Raw genomic sequence first — 24806 nt, forward strand, 5'->3', positions numbered from 1 at the left:
GACAGGTCAACGGTTGGTTTGGCAGATCCGGCCCATCCGGGTCTGCCGGTCTTTCCACCGCTTAGAAGATAGGGCGCGGCTGGAATATTCCATCGGGAACGTCGTCCCGAAACACATCCGGCGGGCGCTTGGAAAGCGCCCGCCGGACAATCTTAGCGGCGGATACCCAGGCTGGTGATCAGCTTGGAATAGCGGCCTTCATCCTTCTTCTTGAGATAATCAAGAAGCGAGCGGCGGCTCGAAACCATCGTCAGCAGGCCACGGCGGGAATGGTTATCCTTCTTGTGGTCCTTGAAGTGTTCGGTCAGGTTGTTGATGCGTTCGGTCAGGATCGCGACCTGGACTTCCGGAGAACCGGTATCGCCTTCAACGGTCGCATATTCCTTGATCAGCGCAGACTTGCGCTCAGCAGTGATCGACATCGGGTGATCCTTTCTAAGAGGAGGAGATAAAGTCGCCAAAAGCCGGGATGTCGTCCAGCTTTGGCCGTGAATGCGAGCAGGCAAACCTGACGCTGGCGCTGCCTATAAACCAAATAAGCCGCGATGGAAAGAGGGGAGCTCCTGCAGCGGTTTTCAGCGGCCCGCCATGGCGTCCCGGATCATCGCATCGTAACCCATGGGATCCTGCAACATGGCGAAATGGCTGGCGTCTTTCAGGATCACCAGCTTGGCGCCCGGAATGACTTTCGCCATCATCTCCGTATGGTCGAGCTTTACGGCCTCATCATGGTCGCCGATGGCAAGCGTGACCGGCACCGAGATCTTTCCAAGATCCGCCGCCGTCCAGGCCGGCTGGGTCGCCCACATCTCGGAGATCTGGGTGACGAAGGCGTCGTATTCGTTCGGCGTCGGCGACAGCTTCCTGTAATATTCGCCAGCGACGTTGATGTAGTCGTTGAAGGTCTTGTTGTTCAAGACGTCAGCCTTGACGCCGTCGGTCGTGACGTTGGCCGCCTGGGCAATGACGCGCGTCAGCTTCTCCGGATGTTTCATCGCCATGTCGATGCCGATGATGCCGCCGTCCGACCATCCCACAAGCGTCACCTTGTCGATCTTCAGATAATCGAGAAGCGCGACGTAGTCAGACGTCATCAGGTCGTAACCGAAGGGCTGCTGGCTGCGCGTCGAGCGCCCATGTCCGCGGCTGTCGGCAACGATGACCCGATGATCCCTCGCAAAATCGGCGACCTGGTGACCCCAGACGTCTGCATTTCCAAGACCGCCATGGATGAAGAGAATCGGCTCGCCTTCGCCATATTCGGCGTAATACATCTTGATGTCGTTCACATCGGCCATGCCGCTCGTCTTTGCCACCGGCATCGAAGGAAAGGCCGGAAGCTCGGCCCAGCGCTCGGCGGATTGAGCGCCGGCGGCGGCAAGCAACATCGAAAAGAACATCAGGATTGCGATAACATTTCCGCGCATAGTGTTCCCCCTGTCGGGCCGCCATGGCCCGACAGGGAAAATATCTCATTGCTGGCGGCTGACAATCTCTGTCGTTGTCACAAACCCAAACAGGTTCAGGCGAAAACCCGCTTCGGGCGAAACTCGCCCTGGCCGATCTCGCCGATCGCGATCAGCCTGCCGCGGGCCGTCGCATAGGCTTCGCTTTCGGCAATCGGCGCATCGCGGCCACGCACCAGGATCGGGTTGCCCATCTTCAGCCGGTGCGCCTGGTCGTCGTTGATGACGAGATGGGGCAGGGACGAAAGCGCCTCGCAGGTGTCGATCAGCAGCGCGTCGAGGGCCGCCAGCCGCTCGTCCATGTCCTCGATCGCCTCCAGTGACACGAGATCTGCGAGCGGCACCATGGCCTCTTCCGCGAAGGGCGCGACGAAGATGCGCCGCAGCCCGGACACGTGGCCGTAGCAGCCGAGCTCGCGGCCGAAATCGCGCGCCAGCGCCCTGACATAGGTGCCCTTGCCGCATTCCACTTCGAAATGCGCGGTATTGGCGTCCGGGCAGGCAATCAAGGTCAGCCGGAAGATATCGACCTCACGCGAGGGGATTTCGACGGTCTCGCCTTCGCGCGCCAGATCATAGGCACGTTCGCCCGCTATCTTGATCGCGGAAAACTGCGGCGGCACCTGGCTGATGGTGCCGATATATCCAGGCAGAATATCGCGGATCTGCTGTTCGCTCGGGCGCTTGTCCGAGCTCTCAGTCACTTCACCCTCGAGATCGTCGGTCGCCCGCTGCTCGCCCCAGCTCACCGTGAACTCATAGATCTTGCGGCCGTCCATCACGTAGGGAACGGTCTTCGTCGCGTCGCCGAGCGCGATCGGCAGCATGCCGGAGGCGAGCGGATCGAGCGTGCCGGCGTGACCGACCTTCTCAGCCTTATAGAGCCACTTGATCTTGGAAACGGCTTCCGTCGAGCCGAAATCCACCGGCTTGTCGAGGATCAGCCAGCCGGAAATCGGCCGGCCCTTGGGTTTGCGTGGTTTGGACATGCGTCTCTTCTGTTTATTGTTCGTCATTGTCGCCGTCGAGGTCGCGGCTCACCTCGGGCGAACGCAGCAGCTCGTCGATCTTCTTGTAATTGTCGAAGCTGGTATCGTCGCGGAAGCGCACCTCCGGCATGTATTTCATCTGCCGAAGCTGCTGCCCGAGCCGGCCGCGGATAAACCTCGCATTGCGGTTCAATGCTTCGATGACGATGCTGTGATCTGAAACGCCGAGCGGCGTCACATAGGCGGTGGCGATCTTGAGGTCCGGCGACATGCGCACTTCCGAGATCGAGATCACGGTCGCCTCGATGACGTCGTCGCGCACCTCGCCGCGCTGCAGCACCTGGGTGATAGCGGCGCGAACCTGTTCGCCAACGCGCAGCATGCGCTGCGAAGGCGCGGAAGAAGTTGCTCTGGTCATTGTTATCTCTATTTGCCGATGCGGCTGGGAATCGAACCCGTCAAAGAAGAGCGTCCATGACTCTTTTGTTCCAAAAGGTCAAGTCGCCAGATGCTCGAACGCCATCCGCCGGCTGGCGGATGGCGTTCGAAAAAGTTCAGGCGCAGCAGTTTAGAGCGTGCGCGTGATATGCTCGACGCGGAAGCACTCGATGACGTCGCCGGCGCGCATGTCTTCGTAGTTTTCGAAGGCCATGCCGCATTCCTGACCCATCGGCACTTCGGACACTTCGTCCTTGAAGCGCTTGAGCGTCTTGAGCTTGCCTTCGTGAACGACGACGTCGTTGCGGATGAGGCGGACGCCTGCACCACGTTCGACCTTGCCTTCGACGACACGGCAGCCTGCGACCTTGCCGACCTTGGTGATGTTGAACACCTCGAGGATCTCGGCATTGCCGATGAAGGTTTCGCGCCGTTCCGGAGACAAGAGACCCGACATCGCTGCTTTCACGTCATCCACGAGGTCGTAGATGATGTTGTAGTAGCGGATTTCGATGCCTTCGCGCTCGGCGAACTGGCGTGCCTGCGTATTCGCACGAACGTTGAAGCCGATGATGGCCGCGTTCGAGGCTTCGGCGAGCGAGATATCCGACTCGGTGATGCCGCCGGCACCCGAATGGACAATGCGGGCGCGGACTTCGTCGGTGCCGAGCTTCTCCAGTGCACCGGCAATCGCTTCGATCGAGCCCTGCACGTCACCCTTGATGACCAGCGGGAACTCCTTGATGCCGACGCTCTGCCGCTGCATCATCATCTGTTCCAGCGAACCGCGCTGTCCCGACTGGCGGGCGGCCGCCTTGTCGCGGGCCAGACGCTGACGATATTCCGAGATTTCGCGGGCACGGCTTTCGCTTTCGACGACGGCGAACTTGTCGCCGGCCTGCGGCGTGCCGGACAGACCGAGAACCTCGACCGGCGTTGCCGGACCAGCTTCCTTCACATGGTCGCCCTTGTCGGTAACGAGAGCGCGCACGCGGCCCCAGACGTCGCCGGCGACGATGATCTGGCCCGGACGCAGTGTGCCCTTCTGGACGAGCACGGTCGCGACCGAACCACGGCCACGATCGAGCTGGGCTTCGATGACAGTGCCTTCCGCGGTCCGGTTCGCATTGGCCTTGAGATCGAGAATTTCCGCCTGCAGGAGGATCGCCTCGAGCAGCTTGTCGAGGTTCTTGCCGGTCTTGGCCGAAACCTCGACGTCAAGCACTTCGCCGCCCATGGATTCCACGAAGACTTCGTGCTGCAGCAGCTGGTTGCGGACCTTCTGCGGATCGGCCTCGTGCTTGTCGACCTTGTTGATCGCCACGATGATCGGAACACCGGCCGCCTTGGCGTGGTTGATCGATTCGATCGTCTGCGGCATCACGCTGTCGTCGGCTGCGACGACCAGGATCGCGATGTCGGTCGCCTGCGCACCGCGGGCACGCATTGCCGTGAAGGCGGCGTGGCCGGGCGTATCGATGAAGGTGATCTTCTGGCCGTTCTGCTCCACCTGGTAGGCACCGATATGCTGGGTGATGCCGCCGGCTTCGCCGGAGACCACGTTGGCATGGCGGATGGCGTCGAGCAGCGAGGTCTTGCCGTGGTCGACATGGCCCATGATGGTAACGACGGGCGGGCGCGAAACCAGTTCGCCATCGTCGTCGGACACGTTGAAGATGCCGAGTTCGACGTCGGATTCCGACACGCGCCTGACCGTATGGCCGAATTCGCCGGCGATGAGTTCGGCAAGGTCGGCGTCGATGACGTCGCCCGGCTTCATCATCTGGCCTTCCTTCATCAGGTACTTGATGACGTCGACGGCGCGTTCGGACATGCGCTGCGACAGTTCCTGAATGGTGATGGTCTCGGGCAGAACCACTTCGCGGGAGATCTTCTCGCGGGTTTCCTGCATCTGACCGCGGCGGAACTTCTCCTGCCGGCGACGCATCGCGGAGAGCGAACGACCGCGGGCATTGTCCTCGCCATCGACGTTGGCGGTGGTGATCGTCAACTTGCCGCGACGGCGCTCTTCATCCGTCTTCGGACGAGTCGTGACCGGCTTTGCCGGTTCCGGGCGCACGACGCGGCCACGGACCGGGCCGCTGCGCGCTGCGCCACGATCGTCTTCTTCCTTTTCGTCGCGACGGCCGCGAACGGCGCCGGGGACGGCAGCGCCGGGTGCCGGACGGGCAACAGGTGCTCCAGCCGCATCGGGCCGGCGTGCGGCCGGTGCCGACGATGCGGGCTGCTGCGGCCGTGGCGCGTCGGAGCGTGCTTCGGCCGGAGCCGGTTCTGCGGCTGCCGGTTCGGCAACAGTGGGTGCTTCAGCCTGCCGGATAGCCTCTTCAGCAGCCCGGCGGGCAGCTTCCTCCGCTTCGGCTGCCTTGCGGACAACCTCTTCGGCGGCACGGCGCTTTTCTTCCTCGGCGCGGCGGATCGCATCCTGGGCGTCACGCGCCTGGGAGTCGGCAAGCGCGCGGCGGCGGGCGTCCATCTCTTCCGGCGACAGATGGTTCAGCACCACCGGGCGCGGACGATCGTTCTGGCGCGGCGGCTGCGGACGCTGGTTCGTCTGGTTGTTGTTGCCCTGCTGAACCCGCGGAGCCGGCTGCTGCGGACGTGCCTGCACGGGTGCGGGCGCCGGTTCGGCTGCGCGGACGGGGGCCGCCGGAGCGACGGGTGTGATCGGCTTTTCATCCTCCGGGCGCATCGGGCGCCGCTTACGGGTCTCGACGACGACCGCCTTGGTGCGGCCTCGACCCATATCCTGGCGAACGGTACCCTGGCTCATCCCCGATGGTTTCAGGGTGAGTGTCTTTTTGCCCGCTACGCTGATTGTCTTGTCGTCGTTACTATCGGTCATTCGTTCCCGTTCCTTCGGACAGGGAGCGATGACTAGATCAGACCCTGTCGTTCAATACTGTCGATCAATGAGAATGGGACCGGCCGATGCCGGTGACCGTCTCATTGTTTTTGCCGGCCAGCGCCGCCCGCTGCCCGGGACTGACCGCCATTACGGTACTGTTCGAGCATCTTTGCGCGCTTCACTACACCTTCACCCGCCTGCCCTGCAAGCACTGCGGCATGGATAAAAGCATTCTGGCCCATCAGGCCTTCCATTTCGCTCTCCGAGAAGAGACGGAAGGAAGGTATCTCCTCCTCGGTCTCCATTCCGAGGTGCCAGGCCTTGCGGGCCTGGTCGATTTTCCGGACGCCGTCGTCCGCTGCACCAGTCGCGTGGAACACCGCAAGGGCTGCTCCACTTCTGACCGCGGCATCCACTTTCGAGGACCCGCTGACGAACTGGCCGGCTTTCCGCGCCATGTTCATCATCTGCATCAATTGCGCCGCCAGCAGCCGGTCGACATTCGCGCCGAGATCGTCCGCCGCCTTTACATCCGTCTTCAGCGCGCGGGCAAAGAGCTTCTTTGCCACCGCCCTGTCGACCAGCGACCGGTCGATCTTCACCCAGCATCCGCGTCCCGGAAGCTCGCGCTTCAGATCGGCGACAACTGTTCCATCGGGAGCGGCGACGAAGCGGATCAGCTCTTCCGGCGATCCGCTTTCGCGCGTCACGATGCACATGCGTCCGTTCACGTCATAACCTGCAAGATCGTCGTCCTCGAGAGGAGCGTCCGGTTCATGCGCGGTCATCATGCTTCTTGTTCGGCTTCGGTGACCTCTTCTTCGGTCCCCTTCGCCAGGTCCTCTTGCGTGATCCAGCCGGCCGAAAGGCGGGCCTGGACGATCATCTGTTCTGCTTCGACGCGCGAGACGTCAAACTTCGAGAACAGCCCTTCGAACTTCTTCGTTTCACCGTTCTTGCGTTCCGACCAGCCGACGAGATCGTCGGCAGCGCAGCCGGCAAAGTCCTCGATCGTCTTGATGCCATCTTCGCCGAGCGCCACCATCATCTGGGCGGTCATGCCGTTGATCTCACGCAGTTCGTCCTGAACACCGAGCGCCTTGCGCTTCTCGTCCATCTCGGCTTCGAGACGCTCGAGGAATTCGCGGGCACGCTGCTGGATTTCCTGCGCCGTCTCCTCGTCGAAACCGTCGATCGAAGAGATTTCGTCGAGATCGACATAAGCCAGCTCTTCAACCGCGGCAAAACCTTCCGAAGCCAAAACCTGGCCGACCATCTCGTCGACATCGAGCGAATCCATGAACAGGTTGGTGCGCTCGTTGAATTCCTTCTGGCGGCGCTCCGATTCCTCGGCCTCCGTCATGATATCGATATCCCAGCCGGTCAGCTGCGAGGCGAGGCGGACGTTCTGGCCGCGGCGGCCGATCGCAAGCGACAGCTGCTCGTCGGGAACGACGACTTCGATACGCTCGGCATCCTCGTCGAGAACGACCTTGGCGACTTCGGCCGGCTGCAGGGCGTTGACGACGAAGGTCGCCGGATCTTGGCTCCACGGGATGATGTCGATCTTCTCGCCCTGGAGCTCGCCGACCACGGCCTGAACGCGCGAGCCGCGCATACCGACGCAGGCGCCGACCGGATCGATCGAGCTGTCGTTCGAGATCACCGCGATCTTGGCGCGCGAACCCGGGTCGCGGGCGACCGACTTAACCTGGATGATGCCGTCGTAGATCTCCGGCACTTCCATGGTGAACAGCTTCACCATGAATTGCGGATGCGTGCGCGACAGGAAGATCTGCGGGCCGCGTTGCTCGCGACGGACATCATAGACGTATGCACGGACGCGATCGCCATAGCGGACGTTTTCGCGCGGGATCATTTCGTCGCGGCGGATGATGCCTTCGCCACGGCCGAGATCGACGATGACGTTGCCGTATTCGACGCGCTTGACGGTACCGTTGACGATTTCGCCGACGCGATCCTTGAATTCGTCGAACTGGCGGTCACGCTCGGCTTCGCGGACCTTCTGGACGATCACCTGCTTGGCCGACTGTGCGGCGATGCGGCCGAAATCCATCGGCGGCAGCGGGTCGGCGATGAAATCGCCGAGTGCGGCGTCCGGGTTGCGGTCGCGGGCCAGCTCCAGCGGGATCTGCGTCGAATAATCCTCGGCCTTGTCGACGACTTCGAGCAGGCGCTGCAGGCGGATTTCGCCGGTCTTCGGGTTGATGTCGGCCCGGATGTTCGACTCGGTGCCGTAACGGGAGCGTGCCGCCTTCTGGATGGCATCGGCCATTGCGGCCAGCACGATCTCGCGGTCGATGACTTTTTCGCGCGCCACTGCATCTGCGATCTGCAGAAGTTCGAGCCGGTTCGCACTGACTGCCATTGTCTTGTTTCTCCGTCTTTACTCCAGGGTTCCCGTCCCTGGAGCGGTCTGTTGATCGGTTATTCTTCGTCCGCTTCGTTCTGGTTGGCGGCCTGGGCTTTCGCCAGCTTGTCGGCCCGCAACGCATCGCGGATCAGGTCGTCGGTCAGAATGAGCTTCGCATCGCTAAGCGCCGTGAAGGGAATGGTGACCTTCTGCTCTTCCCCATAGGCAACCTGGTCACGCTCGAGCGTGAAACCATCTGCGCCTGCTTCGACGATCTTGCCGCGGAAGCGCTTGCGATTGTCGATCAAGATCGACGTCTCGCATTTCACAAGGTGGCCCTGCCAGCGGACGAAATCGGATTTCCGCACCATCGGACGGTCGATGCCGGGCGAAGACACCTCCAGATGATACTCTTTATCGATCGGATCTTCCACATCGAGAACGGGAGAAATCGCCATCGAGACTTCTTCGCAATCCTGAACCGACATCGTGCCGTCGTTGCGTTCGGCCATAACCTGCATCGTCGCGCCGTTCTGGTTCAGCATCCGGACGCGGATAAGCCTAAAGCCAATGCCGACGAGAACGGGTTCGATGATATCGGCAAGACGCTGGTCGAGCCCGGTTTCAGTAATCAGCCGCGGCTCAAGTTCGTTGTCTGCGTTTGTCATGTCCGACAAGCGGTGCGCTCCTCGCAATTTCATGCTGTTTAAGCGATCGCGGTAATAAAAAAGAGCGGGTCCTTGCGGCCCACTCTTCATCAAGCGATCAAGAATTTGAGAGGCATATAGTCGGGTTTTTCCGAAATTGCAAGGTCTGCGACAGATTCGGCCGATTCGCTCCGGTGACGTGACCAGGCCTATGGCCAGCGCCGGTCTTGCGCATATATTGCCGTTGGCGCGCAATAACAAAAGCGGAGAAATCGTGGCCTACACTTCGTCGACATTGGCGCCTTTGCGGCACGATACCTACCGCACCATCTGGTTCGCGAGCCTTTCCTCCAATTTCGGCGGCCTGATCCAGGCGGTCGGCGCCGCCTGGATGATGACGACGATCACCGCGTCGGAGGACATGGTTGCGCTGGTACAGACCTCGACGGCGCTGCCGATCATGTTGTTTTCGCTGATATCGGGTGCGCTGGCCGACAATTATGACCGCCGCCGGGTCATGCTGACGGCGCAGTGCATGATGCTCACCGTCTCGGCGCTGCTGACGGCCTCTGCCCTGCTCGGCTGGATCACGCCCTGGCTGCTGCTCTTCTTCACCTTCCTGATCGGCTGCGGCACCGCGCTCAACAATCCCTCCTGGCAGGCCTCGGTCGGCGACATGGTGCCGCGTGCCGACCTGCCGGGTGCGGTCACGTTGAACAGCATGGGTTTCAACATCACCCGCAGCGTCGGCCCGGCAATCGGCGGCGTCATCGTCGCCGCTGCCGGCGCGGCCGCGGCTTTCGCGGTTAACACGCTGAGTTACCTCGCCTTGATCTATGCCCTGTTGCGCTGGCGGCCAGCCGCGCCCGTCTCGACCCTGCCGCGGGAGGCGCTCGGCAGCGCCATCTTCGCCGGCCTGCGTTACGTCTCGATGTCGCCCAATCTCGAAAAGGTCCTCGTCAGGGGGCTGCTCTTCGGCATCGGCGCCAGCTCGATCCTGGCGCTGCTGCCGGTCGTCGCCCTCGATCTGGTTGCCGGCGGCCCGCTGACCTATGGTTTCATGCTCGGCGCCTTCGGCATCGGCGCGATCGGCGGTGCGGTGCTGAATGCCAGGCTCCGCCAGGTGCTTTCCAGCGAGATGATCGTCCGCCTGTCCTTTGCCGGCTTCGCGCTGAGCGCGGTCATCGCAGCCTTCAGCCCGAGTGCCGTCCTGACCTCCGCCGGGCTGCTCGTCTCCGGCGCCTGCTGGGTCTCCGCACTTTCGCTGTTCAACACCATCGTCCAGCTTTCGACGCCGCGCTGGGTGGTCGGCCGGGCACTGTCTCTCTACCAGACCGTCACCTTCGGCGGCATTGCCGGCGGCAGCTGGCTGTGGGGCGTCGCCGCCGATCGCTACGGCGTCGCCGATGCGCTGCTGATGTCATCCGTCGTCATGCTGCTCGGCATCGCCATCGGCCTGCGTTTTTCGATGCCGGCCTTCGCCTCGCTCAATCTCGACCCGCTGAACCGCTTCACCGAACCGGCCCTCAGTCTCGACATCACACCGCGCAGCGGGCCGATCGTCATCCAGGTCGATTACGAGATCGGAGATGACGACCTGGCCGAGTTCATGGAGCTGATGGGCGAACGCCGCCGTATCCGCATCCGCGACGGCGCCCGCAACTGGGCGCTGATGCGTGATCTCGAAAATCCCAGCCTGTGGACCGAAAGCTACCACACGCCGACCTGGGTCGAATATATCAGACACAACCAGCGGCGCACGCAGGCCGATGCCGAAAACACCGACAGGCTGCGTGCGCTTCACCGCGGCGAGGGTCCGCTGCATGTCCACCGCATGATCGAACGCCAGGCCATTCCACCGGGCGACGACGTCTTCCACAAGGCGCCGATCGACCTGCATCATTGAGACCAGCTATGCAGAGATCAAGCATGTGCAGATTCAGGCTCGCCCGCCAATCCGATCTTGCCGCCATCGTCCGGCTTCTGGCCGATGACGATCTCGGCGGCAGCAGGGAGATCGTTTCGGATCCTGTCGACGCGCGTTATCTCTCGGCCTTTGCGGCGATCGAGGCTGATGCCAATCAGCTTCTGGCCGTCGCAAGCGATGCGGCCGATCGTGTCGTCGGCTGCTTGCAACTGAGCTTTGTTCCCGGCCTTTCGAGGACGGGCATGTGGCGCGGCCAGAGCGAAAGCGTGCGTGTCGCAAGCGATCTTCGCGGCTCTGGCCTCGGCGCGCAATTCATCGAATGGGCGATCGCCCAATGCGCCGAGCGCGGCTGCGGCCTCGTGCAGCTGACATCGGACAAGACGCGGGGGGATGCGATCCGCTTTTACGAGAGGCTCGGTTTCGTCGCCAGCCATGAAGGCTTGAAACGCACTCTCTGAAGCCAGTTACTTCAGCTTGCCCTTCATCGTCGCCTCCGGAAAACATGTCGGCTTCATGCCGTTCTTTGCCTGCCACTGGCCGATCGAGCGCCGGGTCTTGTAGCCCGGCAGACCGTCGGAGCCGCCGACATCATAGCCCTGCCGTTCCAGCGTCTTCTGCATGGCGGCGACGTCCGAGCGCAGCATCTTGCCGACATCGCCCCATCTGCCCTGGAAGGCGCCGCCATTATAGGCGATCCGGTCGGCGAGATTGCCGATATAGAGCGCGTAGAGATCGGAATTATTGTATTCCTTGATGATGTAGAAATTCGGCGTGACGATGAATTCCGGCCCGTCGCGGCCGGCGGGCACCAGCATCATGCCCTCAGCCTTCATCTCGCCTGAGGGAAAGCCCTTGCCGGAGATGCGGTCGATGCCGAGCGAGGCCCAGTGCGACAGCGGCTTTGCCAGATCGGGTCCCTCCTGCGCGCAGGAAACCGCCTCCGGTATCGACACCTCGAAGCCCCAGTCGCGGTTGCGCTGCCAGCCTTTCTTGACCAGAAAATTGGCGATCGAGGCGAGCGTATCGGGCACCGACGTCCAGATATTGCGGTGGCCGTCGCCGTCGAAATCGACGGCATATTTCAGATAACTCGTCGGCATGAACTGCGGTTGCCCCAGCGCGCCGGCCCACGACCCCTTGAAATCGGCCGGTGTCACGTCGCCGCCGTCGAGAATATGGAGTGCGGCCACCAGTTCAGTGCGGAACATCTCCTTACGCGTCGACATGAAGGCCTTGGTCGCCAGCACCTCGATCGCCGAATTCGGGATCTTCGCCGCACCGAATCCGGTCTCCCGGCCCCAGATGGCCAGCACGATTGAGCCCGGCACGCCATAGGTCTTCTCGATCCGTTTCAGCGTCGAGCCGTATTGGGCGGCAAAGCCGCGCCCGGTTGCGGCAAGTCGCTTCAGATGGTCCTCGTTGAAATAGGGAGCGGGCGAGGAAAATTCGGCCTGCGTCTGCTTCTGCTCCTTCGGCGGCGGGAAACCCGGCGGAGCGAGATCGGGCAAGTTCCAGTTCAGCGTGATGCCGGAGAAAGCGGCTTGAAAGACCTTTTCCGAAATGCCGTTCGCCTTCGCTTCTGGCCAGAGGTCGCTCTGTACCCATTTTCCGAACTGCGCCTCGACATCGGCTTTCGAAGGGGCTGCGTGGGCGGAGAGGGGGAGGAGGGCGGTCGCTATCACGAGTGCGAGTATCCGCAGCCGTCGTGGAACACCCCCCTCTGTCCTGCCGGACATCTCCCCCACAAGGGGGGAGATCGGCTGAAAGCAGCCTCTCGTCCTAATGAAACGCTGCAGATCGCCGTCGCCTGGCAAGCGGTCAAAATTTCGCGAAGCCGGTCCAACTTGCTGATCTCCCCCCTTGTGGGGGAGATGTCCGGCAGGGCAGAGGGGGGTGTGGTGCAACATACGCAAGCCTCCCTATATCACCGTCCGCGCCCGAAGTGCCGCTGCGAGCGTGCCCTCGTCGAGATAGTCGAGCTCGCCGCCGACCGGTACGCCATGCGCCAGCCGGGTGATCTTTACGTCCAGCCCCTGCAGCTGGTCGGTGATGTAATGCGCGGTCGTCTGTCCCTCGACGGTGGCATTGACCGCGATAATCAGTTCCCGGATGCCGCCTTCGCCGATCCGGTCGATCAGGCCGCGAATGTTGAGATCGTCGGGCCCGATGCCGTCGAGCGGCGACAGCGTGCCGCCGAGCACGTGATAGGCGGCGTTCATCGCGCCTGCCCGCTCCAGCGCCCAGAGGTCCGATACGTCCTCGACGACGATGATGATCGATTGATCGCGCTGCGTGTCGGTGCAGACGGTGCAGGGATCGACGGTGTCGACATTGCCGCAGCGCGAGCAGATCTTCACCTTGTCATAGGCCTCGCCCATTGCATTCGACAGCGGGCCGAGCAGCTGATCCTTCTTCTTGATCAGATGCAGTGCCGCCCGGCGCGCCGAGCGCGGCCCAAGGCCCGGCACCTTTGCCAGAAGCTGGATGAGTTTTTCGATTTCGGGGCCGGTGACTCGTTTTGCCATGCGCCGTTCTTAACTGATATGGACCGAAAACGGAATCGCGGAAGGATCGCCCATCCGATGAAAATCCTGGCGCTGTGCACCGGCAATCCGGAAAGACTGCCGGGCAAGAGCGACAAGACCGGCATCTTCAAACACGCCGTCAACGGCGCGGTCATGATCGACGCCGAAGGTCTGGTCGGCGATGCGATCTGCAACCGCAAACATCATGGCGGCGTCGACCAGGCTGTCTATATCGAGGGATCGCTGACGCTCGACTGGTGGAGCAGCGAGTTTGGCAGGCCTTATGAACCCGGTACTTTCGGCGAGAACATGGTGATATCGGATCTCGACAATCGCGACGTCGCTGTCGGTGACCGCTTCGTCGCCGGCGATCTCATCCTCGAAGTCACGTCATGCCGCATTCCCTGCGCCACCTTCGCAGCCAGGATGGCCGATCCGAAATTCGTCAAACGCTATACTGCCGCCGCTCGTCCCGGCATCTACTGCCGCGTCATCCGAGGCGGCGTGGCCGAGGCTGGAATGCCTGTGGATCATCGACCCTTTGCGGGAGAGAAAGTCACGATGCCGGAGCTGATAAAAACGTTCGGCCGGCGACTGTCGGAGGCGGACCAATCGCGGTATCTCGCCTCACCGATCCACTACAAGCTGCGAGCTTTGCTGCAAGCCGGGCATTGACTGCCCTGAGTATACGCGGCGATTGCTCAGAATGGCAGCTTGAAGCCCGGTGGGATCGGCAGGCCTGCGGTCAGGGCCTTGGTCTTTTCGGCGGCCAGCGCCTCGGCTTTGTCCTTGGCGTCCTTGTGGGCGGCGACGATCAGGTCCTCGAGGATCTCGACATCGTCTTCCTTGAACAGCGACGGATCGATCTTCAGGCTCTTCAACTCGCCTTTGCCCGTAATGACGACGGCGACGAGGCCGCCGCCCGCCTTGCCTTCGGCCGTGAGCTCGGCGATCTCCGCCTGCATCTGCTCCATCTTGGCCTGCATTTCCTTGACTTTGCCCATCATGCCCATGATGTCGCGCATCGTCTCGCTCCTTGTTGAAACCTCAGAATTCTATGTCGTCGCCCGGCAGGATGTCGCCTTCCTCGGATTCGGCGGCGGCCGGCGGCGTCGCCTCGCCTTCCTCCTCCGGCTCGGGCGCCCGCACACGCACGTCGATGATCTTAGCACCGGGAAAATGTGCCAGGATTGCCGCCACGTCAGGGTCCTGGCGCGCGTCGATCACATTCTGTTCCCGGGTCCTGGCCTCCGCTTCGACAAGCGTCGGCTGGCCCTCGTCGCGGCTGAGACTGACGATCCAATGGATGCCCGTCCATTCCTTCAATTTGACGGCAAGCTCGTTGAGCAGCGTCGTCGGCGCACCGGGGGCCAGGCTGACGTCGAGCCGGCCGGGCTCGATCCGCACAGGGCGCACGAAGGCCCGCACCATCGCCTTCAGCTTCGGATCGCGTTTCTCGGTGGCGAGGTTGACGATATCATTGACCGAATTGACCGGGACGAGCGGCTTCGGTGTTACCGCCGGTTTCGGGTCGATCCGGCCGACAGGCATCGTCTCGGGCTGGCTGCTCGGCACGGCGCGCAGCATCGCCACCGGTGCGGAAGGCTGTGGCTGGCTCGGCGCGGTTTCGGCTGCGCGCGCTGCGACACTGCTCTGATAGGGAACCCGTGTTCCGTTGCCGCCGCCGTTTCCGGACGGCGGAGAGGAAGGCCGCGAGCCGGCATTGTCGGAAAATTCGGCAAGCCGCCGTGCCGCATCTTCGGGCGCGGGCAGATGCGCAGCATGCGCAAGCCGGATCAGCACCATTTCGGCCGCCCCTGCCGTTCGCGACGAGCCTTCCGTTTCCGGAATGCCCTTAAGCAGCATCTGCCAGATGCGCGACAGCGTCGTCACTGCAACGCCCTTGGCAAATTCCGCCGCCTTGGTGCGCTCGACCTCGCTCAGCGAAGGATCGTTTGCCGCATCCGGCACATATTTCAGCCGCGTCACCAGATGGGTGAAATCGGCAAGATCGGTCAGCACCACCACCGGGTTGGCGCCGGCTTCGTACTGGTTCTGGAACTCGCCGAGGGCTGAGGCCACATCGCCCTTGACGATATGCTGGAAGAGATCGACGATCCGGGCGCGATCGGCAAGGCCGAGCATGCCGCGCACGGCTTCCGCCTGCACGGCGCCCGCGCCATGGGCGATCGCCTGGTCGAGCAGCGACAGGCCGTCGCGCGCCGAGCCTTCGGCAGCGCGCGCAATCATCGCCAGCGCGTCCGGCTCCGCTTCGATGCCTTCCTTGGCTGCGATCGTCGTGAACAGCCCGACCAGATCTGAGGCGCTGATGCGGCGCAGGTCGAAGCGCTGGCAGCGCGACAGCACGGTGATCGGCACCTTGCGGATTTCGGTCGTGGCGAAGATGAATTTCACATGCTCCGGCGGCTCTTCCAACGTCTTCAACAGGCCGTTGAAGGCCTGCGTCGACAGCATGTGCACTTCGTCGATGATATAGACTTTGTAGCGCGCCGAAACCGGCCGGTAGCGCACCTGCTCGATGATCTCGCGGATATCGTCGATACCGGTATGTGAGGCGGCATCCATCTCGATCACGTCGACATGCCGGCCTTCCATGATCGCCTGGCAGTGCTCGCCGGGCGTGCGAAGGTCGATCGTCGGCTTGTCGATTTCTGATGTTTTGTAGTTCAACGCCCGCGCCAGGATACGCGCCGTCGTCGTCTTGCCGACGCCGCGCACGCCGGTCAGCATGTAGGCTTGCGCGATGCGGCCGGTCTCGAAGGCGTTGGTGAGGGTGCGGACCATCGGCTCCTGGCCGACCATCAGGTCCGTGAAATCCTTGGGGCGGTATTTGCGAGCCAGCACTCGGTATCCGGTGCCTGTCGAGGCGGCATCTTTTGATTGTCGCTCGGTGTCGCTCATCGCCCTGCTTGTCGCCCGGATCGTCGGGCACTTCGTGGAGAGAAGGTGGGAGGCTGGCACGATGACCCGTGCCGGGCTCGTTAGGGCTGCTTCCTTCCGGACCTGACCCGGTTGGCGAGTGGCTCGTCCACCACCAACCTCCCGGATGCACATATCGGCAATATCGTCATCAAAAGCAAGCCAACATGCAAAAAAACTGCTAGTCGTTGGAAAACATGAGGAGAATGCCTTTTGAAAGGTTTCGCGCTCGACCCTCGGCTGGAAAACGACAGCGTCAGCATCATGGTCACCGGTCTCTGCGATCTGAGATTGTCGAGGGATGCCCGCTGGCCGTGGCTCATACTCGTGCCGCGCCGGGCCGATATCACCGAAATCTTCGAGCTGACGCCGCTCGACCAGGTGCTGCTGGCCTTTGAGACGGAGCTGGTCGCCAAGGCGCTGAAGGAGATCACCGGCGCGACAAAAATCAATGTCGGGGCTCTTGGCAATATCGTCCGCCAGCTTCATGTTCATGTCATTGCCCGCTTCGAAGGCGATGCGAATTGGCCGGGTCCCGTCTGGGGCTTCGGGCGCGCGGAGCCCTACGAGGACGGAAAGAGAGACGAATTTACAGCGAAGCTGCGGGAAGCCCTTTCATCATGAGTCATTCGCTTTTCGATTCGGATGTGCCGCATCCGGAACCCAGCAATCTCACGGCCTTTGCCGCCAACGACCTCAATCGCGATTCCGAGCATCGCGATGAACGATCCGTCGAAAAGGCGCTGGCCAAGGAAGGTACCCATATCTTCGCCTTCGCGGGGGGTAAGCTGGTGCTGAAGCACGACGGCCAAGTGCTCGATCCGCTCTTTGCCCGCTATGAACTGCAGGAATTGCAGCCGGATTGGGACGAGACCATACTTCTTGGCTACCGCAAGACCGGCGAGCCGCGCCTTGCCGTTCCCGTCGGCATCGACGCCGACGATCTCACCAGCCATTACAAGCCTGAAGACGGCCGCACCCTGTTTCGCGAAATGCTGATCGACGAGGTGTTGCTCGGTGAATTCGCCCAGGCCGCAAGCCTCATCCGCTGGAACGGCGATAACCGCTTCTGCGGCCGCTGCGGCTCGGCGATGGAGATCCACATCGGCGGCTATAAGCGCGTCTGCACCGCCTGCGAACATGTGATCTTCCCCCGCACCGACCCCGTCGTCATCATGCTGACGGTTGACGAGCAGCGCGACCTCTGCCTGCTCGGCCGCAGTCCGCATTTCGCGCCCGGCATGTATTCCTGTCTGGCCGGCTTCGTCGAGCCCGGCGAGACCATCGAGAACGCCGTGCGCCGCGAAACGCTGGAGGAATCGGGCATCCGCACCGGCCGCATCCGCTATCATGCCTCGCAGCCCTGGCCGATGCCGCATTCCTTGATGATCGGCTGTTACGCCGAGGCGAAATCGACCGAGATCAGCCGCGACGAGACGGAGCTCGAGGATTGCCGCTGGTTCACCCGCGAGGAAACGATCGAGATGCTGGAGCGCCCGAGCGCGACAGGCAAGGCCTCGCCGCCGAAAGGGGCGATCGCCCACCGCCTGATGCGCGACTGGGTGGAGTGGAAGCGGTAGCGTCATGCCGGTCGCCCGCTCCGAACGGCTGCTGACGCTGCTCCAGACGCTCCGGCGTTACCGGCGGCCGGTGACTGGAACCGTACTCGCCCAGGAGACCGGCGTCAGCCTGCGTACGCTCTATCGCGATATTGCCAGCCTGCAGGCCCAGGGCGCGATGATCGAAGGCGAAGCCGGCATCGGCTACGTGCTGAAGCCCGGCTTCATGCTGCCGCCGATGATGTTTTCCGAAGAAGAGCTCGAGGCATTGGTGCTTGGCTCGCGTTGGGTGGCCCGCGCCGCCGAGCCGCGCCTTGCCGGCGCCGGCGCCGACGCACTGGCCAAGATTGCCGCCGTGCTGCCGGCCGATATGCGCGAGATGATCGATTCGGCCGCTCTATTCGTCGGCCCCAAACGCCGGGACGAGGACAGCGCAGATGTCTCGGCCATCCGCAGGGCAATCCGCCTGGAGCGTATCCTCGAGCTGCATTATGGTGACGAGCAGGGTCGTATCTCGCGCCGCCGCGTCTGGCCTTTCGCGCTCGGTTATTTCGAACATGTGCGGGTCGTCATGGCCTGGTGCGAACTGCGCCAGGATTTTCGCCATTTCCGTACCGACCGCATCATCGACATGGCGTTGCATGAGGGGCGTTATCCGCGCCGCCGCACGGTGCTCCTCAAGGAGTGGCGCGAGACGCAGGACGTGCCGATCGAGAGCTGAACACTGCTGCCATAAACTGTCAGCAGCAAGTGTTATTGTCAGTACCAATCCAACAGGAAAGGAGTACTGATCATGGTAACGCCTCCAGCCATTCATTTCGCGAACGACCGTTTTACGGGCGAGTCCTTTGCCGATGTCATTTCGGCCGAGACTTTTGCCGATGTCCGCCAGTCGGCACGCTCCGGCCTGCTGCTCCTGATCATGGGTGTTTTCCGCTTTCCCAGGGGAAACCGCACGAGCCTCGACCTTGAAGCAACCCCGGACTACCTGAAGCGCGATCTCGGCTTCATGGATGGACGCGACCCGCATTGCGAGGACCGTTTCCCGCTTTAGGCCGCCACTATCCTTATCAACATTCCGCCCGACGAGAACGGGGCGCTGCGATCGCTGCGCCCTTTGCACCCTGCTGCCATTAACTGTCAGCAGCTGATCTCGTCCGGACCTATTTTACAACAACGGGAGAACCGAAATGACCAGCCCCAATCTCATCATTCTTTACGTCAAGGACCCGGGTGAAAGCGCCAGTTTCTACCGGAACCTGCTCAATCGCGAGCCGGCCGTGGAGGCGCCGAATTTCGTCGCTTTTCCGCTTGAAGGCGGCTTCACCCTCGGTCTCTGGCGGCGCAGCAAGGTCGAGCCGCAGCCCTCCGCCATCGGCAATCGCGGCGAAATGGCCTTCATGGTCGAAGGAGAAAATGCCGTCGCCAAACATTATGAAGACTGGCGCCAGCGTGGTCTGCCAATCGCCCAGGAACTGACCGACCTGGATTTTGGCCCGACCTTCGTCGTGCTCGACCCGGACGGGCATCGGCTGCGTGTCTGTGAGCCGGATAAATAATTCAGGCGGGGCTTGCCTTGGAGCATGATGCCGAAAAGTGTCAGCGGTTTTCGGACAACATCATGCTCTAACTATTTAATTTAGAACAGGATGACTTCGTCCTGTTCTAAAGCAGGCCTCGCATCGCATGTCCCTTGTAGACGCCGAGGATGCGGACTTTCTCGGAGAAGAACCGCAGTTCCTCCAACGCCCGGCGCACGTTCGGGTCGTTCGGATGGCCTTCGATATCGGCGTAAAACTGCGTCGCCACGAATTTTCCGCCGAGCTGGTAGCTCTCCAGCTTCGTCATGTTGATGTTGTTGGTGGCAAAGCCACCGAGCGCCTTGTAAAGCGCGGCCGGGATGTTACGGACGTTGAAGACGAAGGTGGTGACGACCTTTTCTTCCGCCGAATTCCGTTGCGCCCATTCCTCGTCGCGGGACAGGACGACGAAACGGGTCACATTGTTTTCCGAATCCTCGACATTTTCGGCGATGATCTCGAGCCCGTAGAGATCGGCGGCAAGGCGCGGCGCCAAGGCGGCCATCGAGCGGTCGCCGGTTTCCTTCACCAGCTTTGCTGCCCCTGCCGTATCGCCGGCGATCACCGGCTTCCAGCCATTGGCGCGAACGATCTTGCGGCATTGGCCGAGCGCGTGGATATGGCTGTGCACCGTACGGATCTCGTCCTTGGTGACACCGGGCAGCACCATCAGCTGGAAGCGGATCGGCATGAAATATTCGCCGATGATATGCAGCCGCGACTCCGGCAGCAGATGGTGGATATCGGCGACGCGCCCGGCAATCGTGTTCTCGATCGGGATCATCGCGATATCGGCGTCGCCGTTGTCGACCGCCGTGAACGCATCCTCGAAGGTCTGGCAGGGCAGCGGCTCCATGGTCGGAAACATGTCGCGGCTCGCCATGTCGGAATTGGCGCCGAATTCGCCCTGGAAGGCGATCCTGTTGGTCTTGATGTTCATGATGGTTCCGTCAGTTCGACTTTGCGGAGAGGATGCGCCGCGCTTTTTCGAGGTCGGCGGGAGTATCGACACCGAGCGGAACCGTGTCAACGATCTCGGCGTCGATGCGCATGCCGGCTTCCAGCGCCCGCAATTGCTCCAGCGATTCGCGCTTTTCGAGCGTCGAGGGGCCGAGCGAGACGAACCGTTCGAGGGCCGCCCGCCGATAGGCATAAAGGCCGATATGGTGGTAGAGCGGTCCCTTGCCGTAAGGGGCGGTTGCGCGCGTGAAGTAGAGCGCATGCAGTCGGGTGTCGGAAATCGGCGAACCGACGATCTTGACGATATGCGGCGCCGTCCTGTCCTCCTCATTGTCGATTTCGGTCGTCAGCGTCCCGATATCGACCGCCTCGTTCTCGAGAGGGCGCAACGCCGCGCGCACCGTTTCCGGATCGATCGTCGGCAGATCGCCCTGGACGTTGACGATGAACTTCGCCTTTCCGTCCGGATCGACTTTCGTCAGCGCCTCAAAGATCCGATCGGAACCCGATTGGTGATCCGTGCGGGTCATGACGACTTCGAAGCCGGCGGCGGCTACCGCATCGAATACTCGGGCGTCGTCGACGGCGACGACGACGCGGCCGATGGCTGCCTCCCTGGCGCGCAGCGCCACCTGGACGATCATCGGCAGGCCGCAAATATCGGCCAGTGGCTTGCCCGGAAGCCGTGTGGAGGCCATGCGCGCCGGGATCAATACGAGCACGCCGTCTAAATTTGAATCACTCATTGTTCGGGCCTTCTATTCCGGGCTGGAAAGTGTCAAAAAGTCTCACGCACAAGACCATTTAGACAGTTGCAACGAACAACCAAAAGACATAGGTTCCGCGCGATTTCAAGATGGTCCGGTTTATGGTCTGCCGGCTGCAAGGGGAGCATTGCAGATGAATTCATACGTCAATACGGCCGTGGGGGCGCTGCTCGGAACGATATTCGTTCTGATGTCTGTCTCCATCGCGTCCGAAGGGATCTTCCATTCCGAAGCACCGGAAAAGGAAGGTTTCGCGATCGTTGCCGAAGAGGCGCCCGCCGCTGGTGGCGAGGCTGCGCCTGCCGTTGCCGTTCCGATCGCGCAATTGCTCGCTTCTGCAGATGCCAAGGCCGGTGAAGCGGTCTTCAAGAAGTGTCAGGCCTGTCATGACGGCACCAAAGGGGGACCGAACAAGGTCGGTCCCAACCTCTTTGGTGTCGTAGATCGCCCGATCGCCTCGCATGAAGGCTTCGCCTATTCCGCTGCCATGAAGGATTTCTCCAAGGGCAGCAGCGAGAAGTGGACCTTCGAAAATCTTAACAAGTTCCTGACGGCACCGAAGAAGGACGTTCCCGGCACCGCAATGGGCTTCGCCGGTCTGCCGAAAGATCAGGACCGCGCCAACGTCATCCTCTACCTCCACACGTTGGCCGATTCACCGGTGCCGCTGCCGGACCCAAAGACGGCGACGCAATAGGGCGGGCAACATCTTTCATGACAATCGAGCCCGGCCGCAAGCCGGGCTTTTTCTTGGTGCAAGGACCGGTTCAGGCACCGAGGAAATAGGCCCAGAGCGAGACCGTGATGGCGCCGAGCGCCGTCGTCACCGTGATCGTCGAGGCGGCGAGGCTGTGACCGACGCCGAAGCGATTTGCGATCAGCCAGGCATTGACGCCTGTCGGGACGGAGGAGGTCAGGACGATCGCTGCCCTCCATTCGGGGCTGAGACCGAGGAGGTGGCTCGCCGCCCAGACGCAGCCTGGCAGCATCAGCAGCTTCAGGGTCGAGGTGACGCTGGCGATGCCGAGATTGCCGGAGACGCCGTATTTCTCCAGCGCCATGCCGAGCGATATCAGTGCCGCCGGACCGGCAATGCCGGCGATCTGCCCGACGACCGTTGCCACCGTCGTCGGCATGGTGAGGCCGGAAAGGTGCATGGCCATGCCGGCCGCAAGCCCGATCACCAGCGGGTTGCGCACGAGATTGACCGCGATATGGCGAAGCACGAGTACCATGCTGCGATCGCTTTTGCCGGCGATCTTGCGCTCGGCATGCTCCATCAGGACCGTGCCGGCGACCATCATCACGGGCAGATGCACGGCAAGCAGGATCGACAGCGCCACCAGCCCTTCGTCGCCGACGGTCCGCTCGACGAGCGGCAGACCGATGAAGATATTGTTGGCGAAGGCCGAGGAAACGCCGGCCAGCACGCCGATTCGTTCGTCACGGCCGAAGAGGCGTGTGGCGGCGATATGGCCGGCCGTCCAGGTGATGGCAACGCCGGAAAAATAGACGATCCATAGGCGAAAAGGCGAGGCGCCATGAAAATCCGCCTCGGCGATGGTGCGAAAGAGCAGAAGCGGCACGGCGATCTTGAAGACGAATTCGCTGAGCGCTTCGCCAACATTCGAGGCCATCAATCCGCTGCGGACGATCACCCAGCCGATGAGAATCAGGATGAAGATGGGAAGGACGTCGAGAATGATGGCTGACATAGGGAGGCTGCTCTGCGCGGGGGAGTATTCGACGTCTACAGCGCCGCGTGTCTTTTGAGACGCACAAAGGACGCTGTAGCACTTTGAATTGCTGAATAATTTTATCCTTAAATCGATTCCGATTTAAGGAATTATGCAGTAGCAGCAAACCGCTTGGGTTGAAAAGGCAGTCGCCGTCCAATCAGGCGCATCTGCAAAACAAAAAAAGCGGGCACAGCCCGCTTTTCCGCTCCGGTCTTGCCGGAAACCCGGATCACGAAGCTGCCAGTTCATCCGTGGTCAGCATCGCGCCGGTAAGATCGAGGGGATCATCCCTCGTGCGCCCGGCTGCAACTGAAAGCTGCTCATGCCGGTCTTCTTGCGAGTATTTCTAGATTTGGAAAATGACAGGGACGTGACGAATAGGCGGCACTTTTGCGAAGAAATAGATGCGCCATCCACCATTTATCCTTCCAAACCGCGGAAATTTCGCTAAGACCAAACCCCGGCTATCACAAACTCCGGGACCCCCCATTTCATGACAAGATTCGATGTTCTGACAGTCGGCAACGCAATCGTGGACATCATTGCCCGTTGCGACGACCAGTTCCTCATTGACAACCAGATCACCAAGGCGGCGATGAACCTCATCGATGCCGAACGCGCCGAACTCTTGTATTCGCGCATGGGACCGGCGCTCGAAGCCTCCGGCGGCAGCGCCGGCAACACGGCGGCAGGCGTGGCTAACCTCGGCGGCAAGGCTGCGTATTTCGGCAATGTTGCCCAAGATCAGCTCGGTGATATCTTCGCGCACGACATCCGCGCCCAAGGCGTTCACTACGAGACCCGGCCCAAGGGCACCTTCCCGCCGACGGCACGTTCGATGATCTTCGTCACCGAGGATGGCGAGCGCTCGATGAACACCTATCTCGGCGCTTGCGTCGAACTCGGCCCGGAAGACGTCGAGGTCGACGTCGTGGCCGACGCCAAGGTCACCTATTTCGAAGGTTATCTCTGGGATCCGCCGCGCGCCAAGGAAGCCATCCTCGATTGTGCCCGCATCGCCCATGAAAACGGCCGCGAAGTGTCGATGACGCTGTCCGACAGCTTCTGCGTCGACCGCTATCGCGGCGAATTCCTCGATCTGATGCGCTCCGGCAAGGTCGATATCGTCTTCGCCAATCGCCAGGAAGCGCTGTCGCTCTACGAGACCGACGATTTCGAGGAGGCGCTGAACAGGATCGCCGCCGATTGCAAGATCGCTGCCGTGACGATGAGCGAGAATGGTGCCGTCATCCTGAAGGGCCGTGAGCGTTTTTACGTCGGCGCGATCCGGATCAAGGAAGTTGTGGATACGACGGGTGCCGGCGATCTCTTCGCCTCCGGCTTCCTCTACGGCTACACGCAGGGACGGTCTCTCGAGGATTGCGGCAAGCTCGGCTGCCTGGCCGCCGGCATCGTCATCCAGCAGATCGGCCCCCGCCCGATGACCTCGCTTTCCGAGGCTGCAAAACGGGCAGGGCTTATTTGAAGGCTTCGCCGGGATAGGCGCCCCAGATCTCCGACTGCGCCACCCAGCCCGAGGCGCCGTCGGTTTCGGCGCGGCACCAGTCGCCGTTGCATTCGCCGATCGTCACCATCACGCCGGGTTCCAGCTTGGCAACGATCGATGCAGAGGGGAGCGCCTCACGGCGCAGATTGACATAGACGCCTTTGCCCTTGGTCTTCATCCAGGGGGCGGCAATCGCCGCGCGCTGGCCTGATAGCAGCGACTGGTTGACCCAGCCTTCGGTGCCGTCGGCATCGCGGATGCGGCGCCAGTTGTCGTATTCCTGGATGATCTCCACCGGCAGGCCGGATTTCAAGTACATCCAAGAAACGGCGTAATCCGTTCCCGGACCGATGCGCAGGTTGACGCGCTTGGATTTCAGCGTGACGAAACGCGGCAATGGCAGTCCGCTTGGCCCCTTGGCCGCTTGCGCATGGGCGAATTCGACGCTTCCCATGGATGCGGCCAGAGCGATGGCAAGGGCGAGGCAGGACTTCAGGACTTTGCTGCGCATGGAAGTTTCCG

At 62.0% G+C, this 24806-nt stretch carries 26 protein-coding genes and 1 other RNA gene; 10 read left to right on the top strand and 17 right to left on the bottom strand.

What is annotated here, in order from left to right; all coding sequences use genetic code 11:
* Nucleotides 1-152 precede the first annotated feature (152 nt).
* The 8 genes from rpsO to rimP all read right to left on the bottom strand — a co-directional run bounded on the left by rpsO (nt 153) and on the right by rimP (nt 8810).
* Entirely contained in the window at nt 153-422 is a 270-nt protein-coding gene (gene rpsO / locus N2A41_RS22850; RefSeq protein ID WP_003544317.1) for a 30S ribosomal protein S15, read from the bottom strand.
* Nucleotides 423-575: 153 nt separating this feature from the next.
* Nucleotides 576-1427 (bottom strand): alpha/beta fold hydrolase, encoded by an 852-nt coding sequence (locus N2A41_RS22855; protein ID WP_222385672.1) that lies wholly within the window; start codon nt 1425-1427, stop codon nt 576-578.
* Between the two features lie 95 nt (nt 1428-1522).
* A complete protein-coding gene (gene truB, locus N2A41_RS22860; protein WP_222385671.1) occupies nt 1523-2455 on the bottom strand; it encodes a tRNA pseudouridine(55) synthase TruB in 933 nt (310 codons plus the stop codon).
* A gap of 13 nt (nt 2456-2468) precedes the next feature.
* A complete protein-coding gene (gene rbfA, locus N2A41_RS22865; RefSeq protein WP_017966457.1) occupies nt 2469-2873 on the bottom strand; it encodes a 30S ribosome-binding factor RbfA in 405 nt (134 codons plus the stop codon).
* A gap of 150 nt (nt 2874-3023) precedes the next feature.
* Nucleotides 3024-5756: a translation initiation factor IF-2 gene (infB, locus tag N2A41_RS22870; protein ID WP_017966458.1), complete on the bottom strand. Its 2733-nt coding sequence runs from the start codon at nt 5754-5756 to the stop codon at nt 3024-3026.
* Between the two features lie 101 nt (nt 5757-5857).
* Entirely contained in the window at nt 5858-6550 is a 693-nt protein-coding gene (locus N2A41_RS22875; RefSeq protein ID WP_170257477.1) for an RNA-binding protein, read from the bottom strand.
* Entirely contained in the window at nt 6547-8148 is a 1602-nt protein-coding gene (gene nusA / locus N2A41_RS22880; RefSeq protein WP_170262728.1) for a transcription termination factor NusA, read from the bottom strand. The genes N2A41_RS22875 and nusA overlap by 4 nt, the downstream gene beginning before the upstream one ends.
* 59 nt (nt 8149-8207) lie before the next feature.
* The gene (gene rimP / locus N2A41_RS22885; protein ID WP_170277193.1) at nt 8208-8810 is read right to left on the bottom strand and encodes a ribosome maturation factor RimP; all 603 of its coding nucleotides are present in this window, start codon (nt 8808-8810) and stop codon (nt 8208-8210) included.
* A 244-nt stretch (nt 8811-9054) separates the two neighbouring features.
* On the opposite strand from rimP, the gene N2A41_RS22890 reads away from it, so the two are divergent.
* Together N2A41_RS22890 and N2A41_RS22895 are read left to right on the top strand one after the other, a co-directional pair.
* A complete protein-coding gene (locus tag N2A41_RS22890; protein WP_162115587.1) occupies nt 9055-10686 on the top strand; it encodes an MFS transporter in 1632 nt (543 codons plus the stop codon).
* A 23-nt stretch (nt 10687-10709) separates the two neighbouring features.
* The gene (locus N2A41_RS22895; RefSeq protein WP_260109773.1) at nt 10710-11165 is read left to right on the top strand and encodes a GNAT family N-acetyltransferase; all 456 of its coding nucleotides are present in this window, start codon (nt 10710-10712) and stop codon (nt 11163-11165) included.
* A gap of 6 nt (nt 11166-11171) precedes the next feature.
* On the opposite strand, the gene N2A41_RS22900 is transcribed toward N2A41_RS22895, so the two are convergent.
* Complete coding sequence (locus N2A41_RS22900; protein ID WP_260109774.1) at nt 11172-12443, bottom strand: lytic murein transglycosylase; 1272 nt, start codon at nt 12441-12443, stop codon at nt 11172-11174.
* A 183-nt stretch (nt 12444-12626) separates the two neighbouring features.
* Complete coding sequence (recR, locus tag N2A41_RS22905) at nt 12627-13232, bottom strand: recombination mediator RecR (RefSeq protein WP_003571213.1); 606 nt, start codon at nt 13230-13232, stop codon at nt 12627-12629.
* A 57-nt stretch (nt 13233-13289) separates the two neighbouring features.
* Here recR and N2A41_RS22910 point away from each other — a divergent pair, with 57 nt between their 5' ends.
* The gene (locus tag N2A41_RS22910) at nt 13290-13907 is read left to right on the top strand and encodes an MOSC domain-containing protein (protein ID WP_222292010.1); all 618 of its coding nucleotides are present in this window, start codon (nt 13290-13292) and stop codon (nt 13905-13907) included.
* A 26-nt stretch (nt 13908-13933) separates the two neighbouring features.
* Here N2A41_RS22910 and N2A41_RS22915 read toward each other — a convergent pair whose 3' ends face one another.
* The 3 genes from N2A41_RS22915 to ffs form a co-directional block, all read right to left on the bottom strand.
* The gene (locus tag N2A41_RS22915) at nt 13934-14257 is read right to left on the bottom strand and encodes a YbaB/EbfC family nucleoid-associated protein (protein ID WP_003544342.1); all 324 of its coding nucleotides are present in this window, start codon (nt 14255-14257) and stop codon (nt 13934-13936) included.
* Between the two features lie 22 nt (nt 14258-14279).
* Nucleotides 14280-16154 (bottom strand): DNA polymerase III subunit gamma/tau, encoded by a 1875-nt coding sequence (locus tag N2A41_RS22920; RefSeq protein ID WP_260109775.1) that lies wholly within the window; start codon nt 16152-16154, stop codon nt 14280-14282.
* A gap of 45 nt (nt 16155-16199) precedes the next feature.
* Nucleotides 16200-16296, bottom strand: an RNA gene (ffs, locus tag N2A41_RS22925) — signal recognition particle sRNA small type.
* Between the two features lie 89 nt (nt 16297-16385).
* Between ffs and N2A41_RS22930 the strand changes: the two genes are divergently transcribed.
* From N2A41_RS22930 to N2A41_RS22950, 5 genes are all read left to right on the top strand, one after another.
* Nucleotides 16386-16796, top strand: a complete 411-nt coding sequence (locus N2A41_RS22930; RefSeq protein WP_024323174.1) for an HIT domain-containing protein — start codon at nt 16386-16388, stop codon at nt 16794-16796.
* Entirely contained in the window at nt 16793-17752 is a 960-nt protein-coding gene (nudC, locus tag N2A41_RS22935) for an NAD(+) diphosphatase (RefSeq protein WP_162115582.1), read from the top strand. The genes N2A41_RS22930 and nudC overlap by 4 nt, the downstream gene beginning before the upstream one ends.
* 4 nt (nt 17753-17756) lie before the next feature.
* A complete protein-coding gene (locus N2A41_RS22940; protein WP_017966467.1) occupies nt 17757-18452 on the top strand; it encodes a helix-turn-helix transcriptional regulator in 696 nt (231 codons plus the stop codon).
* Between the two features lie 72 nt (nt 18453-18524).
* Nucleotides 18525-18785 carry a hypothetical protein gene (locus N2A41_RS22945; protein ID WP_170277198.1) on the top strand — a complete coding sequence of 87 codons (261 nt, stop codon included), beginning with the start codon at nt 18525-18527 and terminating at the stop codon, nt 18783-18785.
* 136 nt (nt 18786-18921) lie between these two features.
* Nucleotides 18922-19290, top strand: a complete 369-nt coding sequence (locus N2A41_RS22950) for a VOC family protein (protein WP_017966469.1) — start codon at nt 18922-18924, stop codon at nt 19288-19290.
* 106 nt (nt 19291-19396) lie between these two features.
* On the opposite strand, the gene N2A41_RS22955 is transcribed toward N2A41_RS22950, so the two are convergent.
* Both N2A41_RS22955 and N2A41_RS22960 read right to left on the bottom strand, forming a co-directional pair.
* Entirely contained in the window at nt 19397-20251 is an 855-nt protein-coding gene (locus N2A41_RS22955) for a prephenate dehydratase (protein WP_017966470.1), read from the bottom strand.
* 10 nt (nt 20252-20261) lie between these two features.
* Nucleotides 20262-21017 (bottom strand): 3-deoxy-manno-octulosonate cytidylyltransferase, encoded by a 756-nt coding sequence (locus N2A41_RS22960; protein WP_222280127.1) that lies wholly within the window; start codon nt 21015-21017, stop codon nt 20262-20264.
* A gap of 154 nt (nt 21018-21171) precedes the next feature.
* Between N2A41_RS22960 and N2A41_RS22965 the strand changes: the two genes are divergently transcribed.
* Complete coding sequence (locus N2A41_RS22965; RefSeq protein ID WP_222280126.1) at nt 21172-21735, top strand: c-type cytochrome; 564 nt, start codon at nt 21172-21174, stop codon at nt 21733-21735.
* Nucleotides 21736-21805: 70 nt separating this feature from the next.
* Here N2A41_RS22965 and N2A41_RS22970 read toward each other — a convergent pair whose 3' ends face one another.
* Nucleotides 21806-22753, bottom strand: coding sequence for an AEC family transporter (locus tag N2A41_RS22970; protein WP_260109776.1), 948 nt, complete (start codon nt 22751-22753; stop codon nt 21806-21808).
* Between the two features lie 517 nt (nt 22754-23270).
* Between N2A41_RS22970 and N2A41_RS22975 the strand changes: the two genes are divergently transcribed.
* A complete protein-coding gene (locus tag N2A41_RS22975) occupies nt 23271-24263 on the top strand; it encodes an adenosine kinase (RefSeq protein WP_222385667.1) in 993 nt (330 codons plus the stop codon).
* Here N2A41_RS22975 and N2A41_RS22980 read toward each other — a convergent pair.
* Nucleotides 24256-24795: an SH3 domain-containing protein gene (locus tag N2A41_RS22980; protein WP_017966475.1), complete on the bottom strand. Its 540-nt coding sequence runs from the start codon at nt 24793-24795 to the stop codon at nt 24256-24258. The genes N2A41_RS22975 and N2A41_RS22980 overlap by 8 nt on opposite strands.
* Nucleotides 24796-24806: the final 11 nt, after the last annotated feature.

The organism is Rhizobium sp. SRDI969, from assembly GCF_025152725.1.
GTDB classification, from domain to species: Bacteria; Pseudomonadota; Alphaproteobacteria; order Rhizobiales; family Rhizobiaceae; genus Rhizobium; species Rhizobium leguminosarum_I.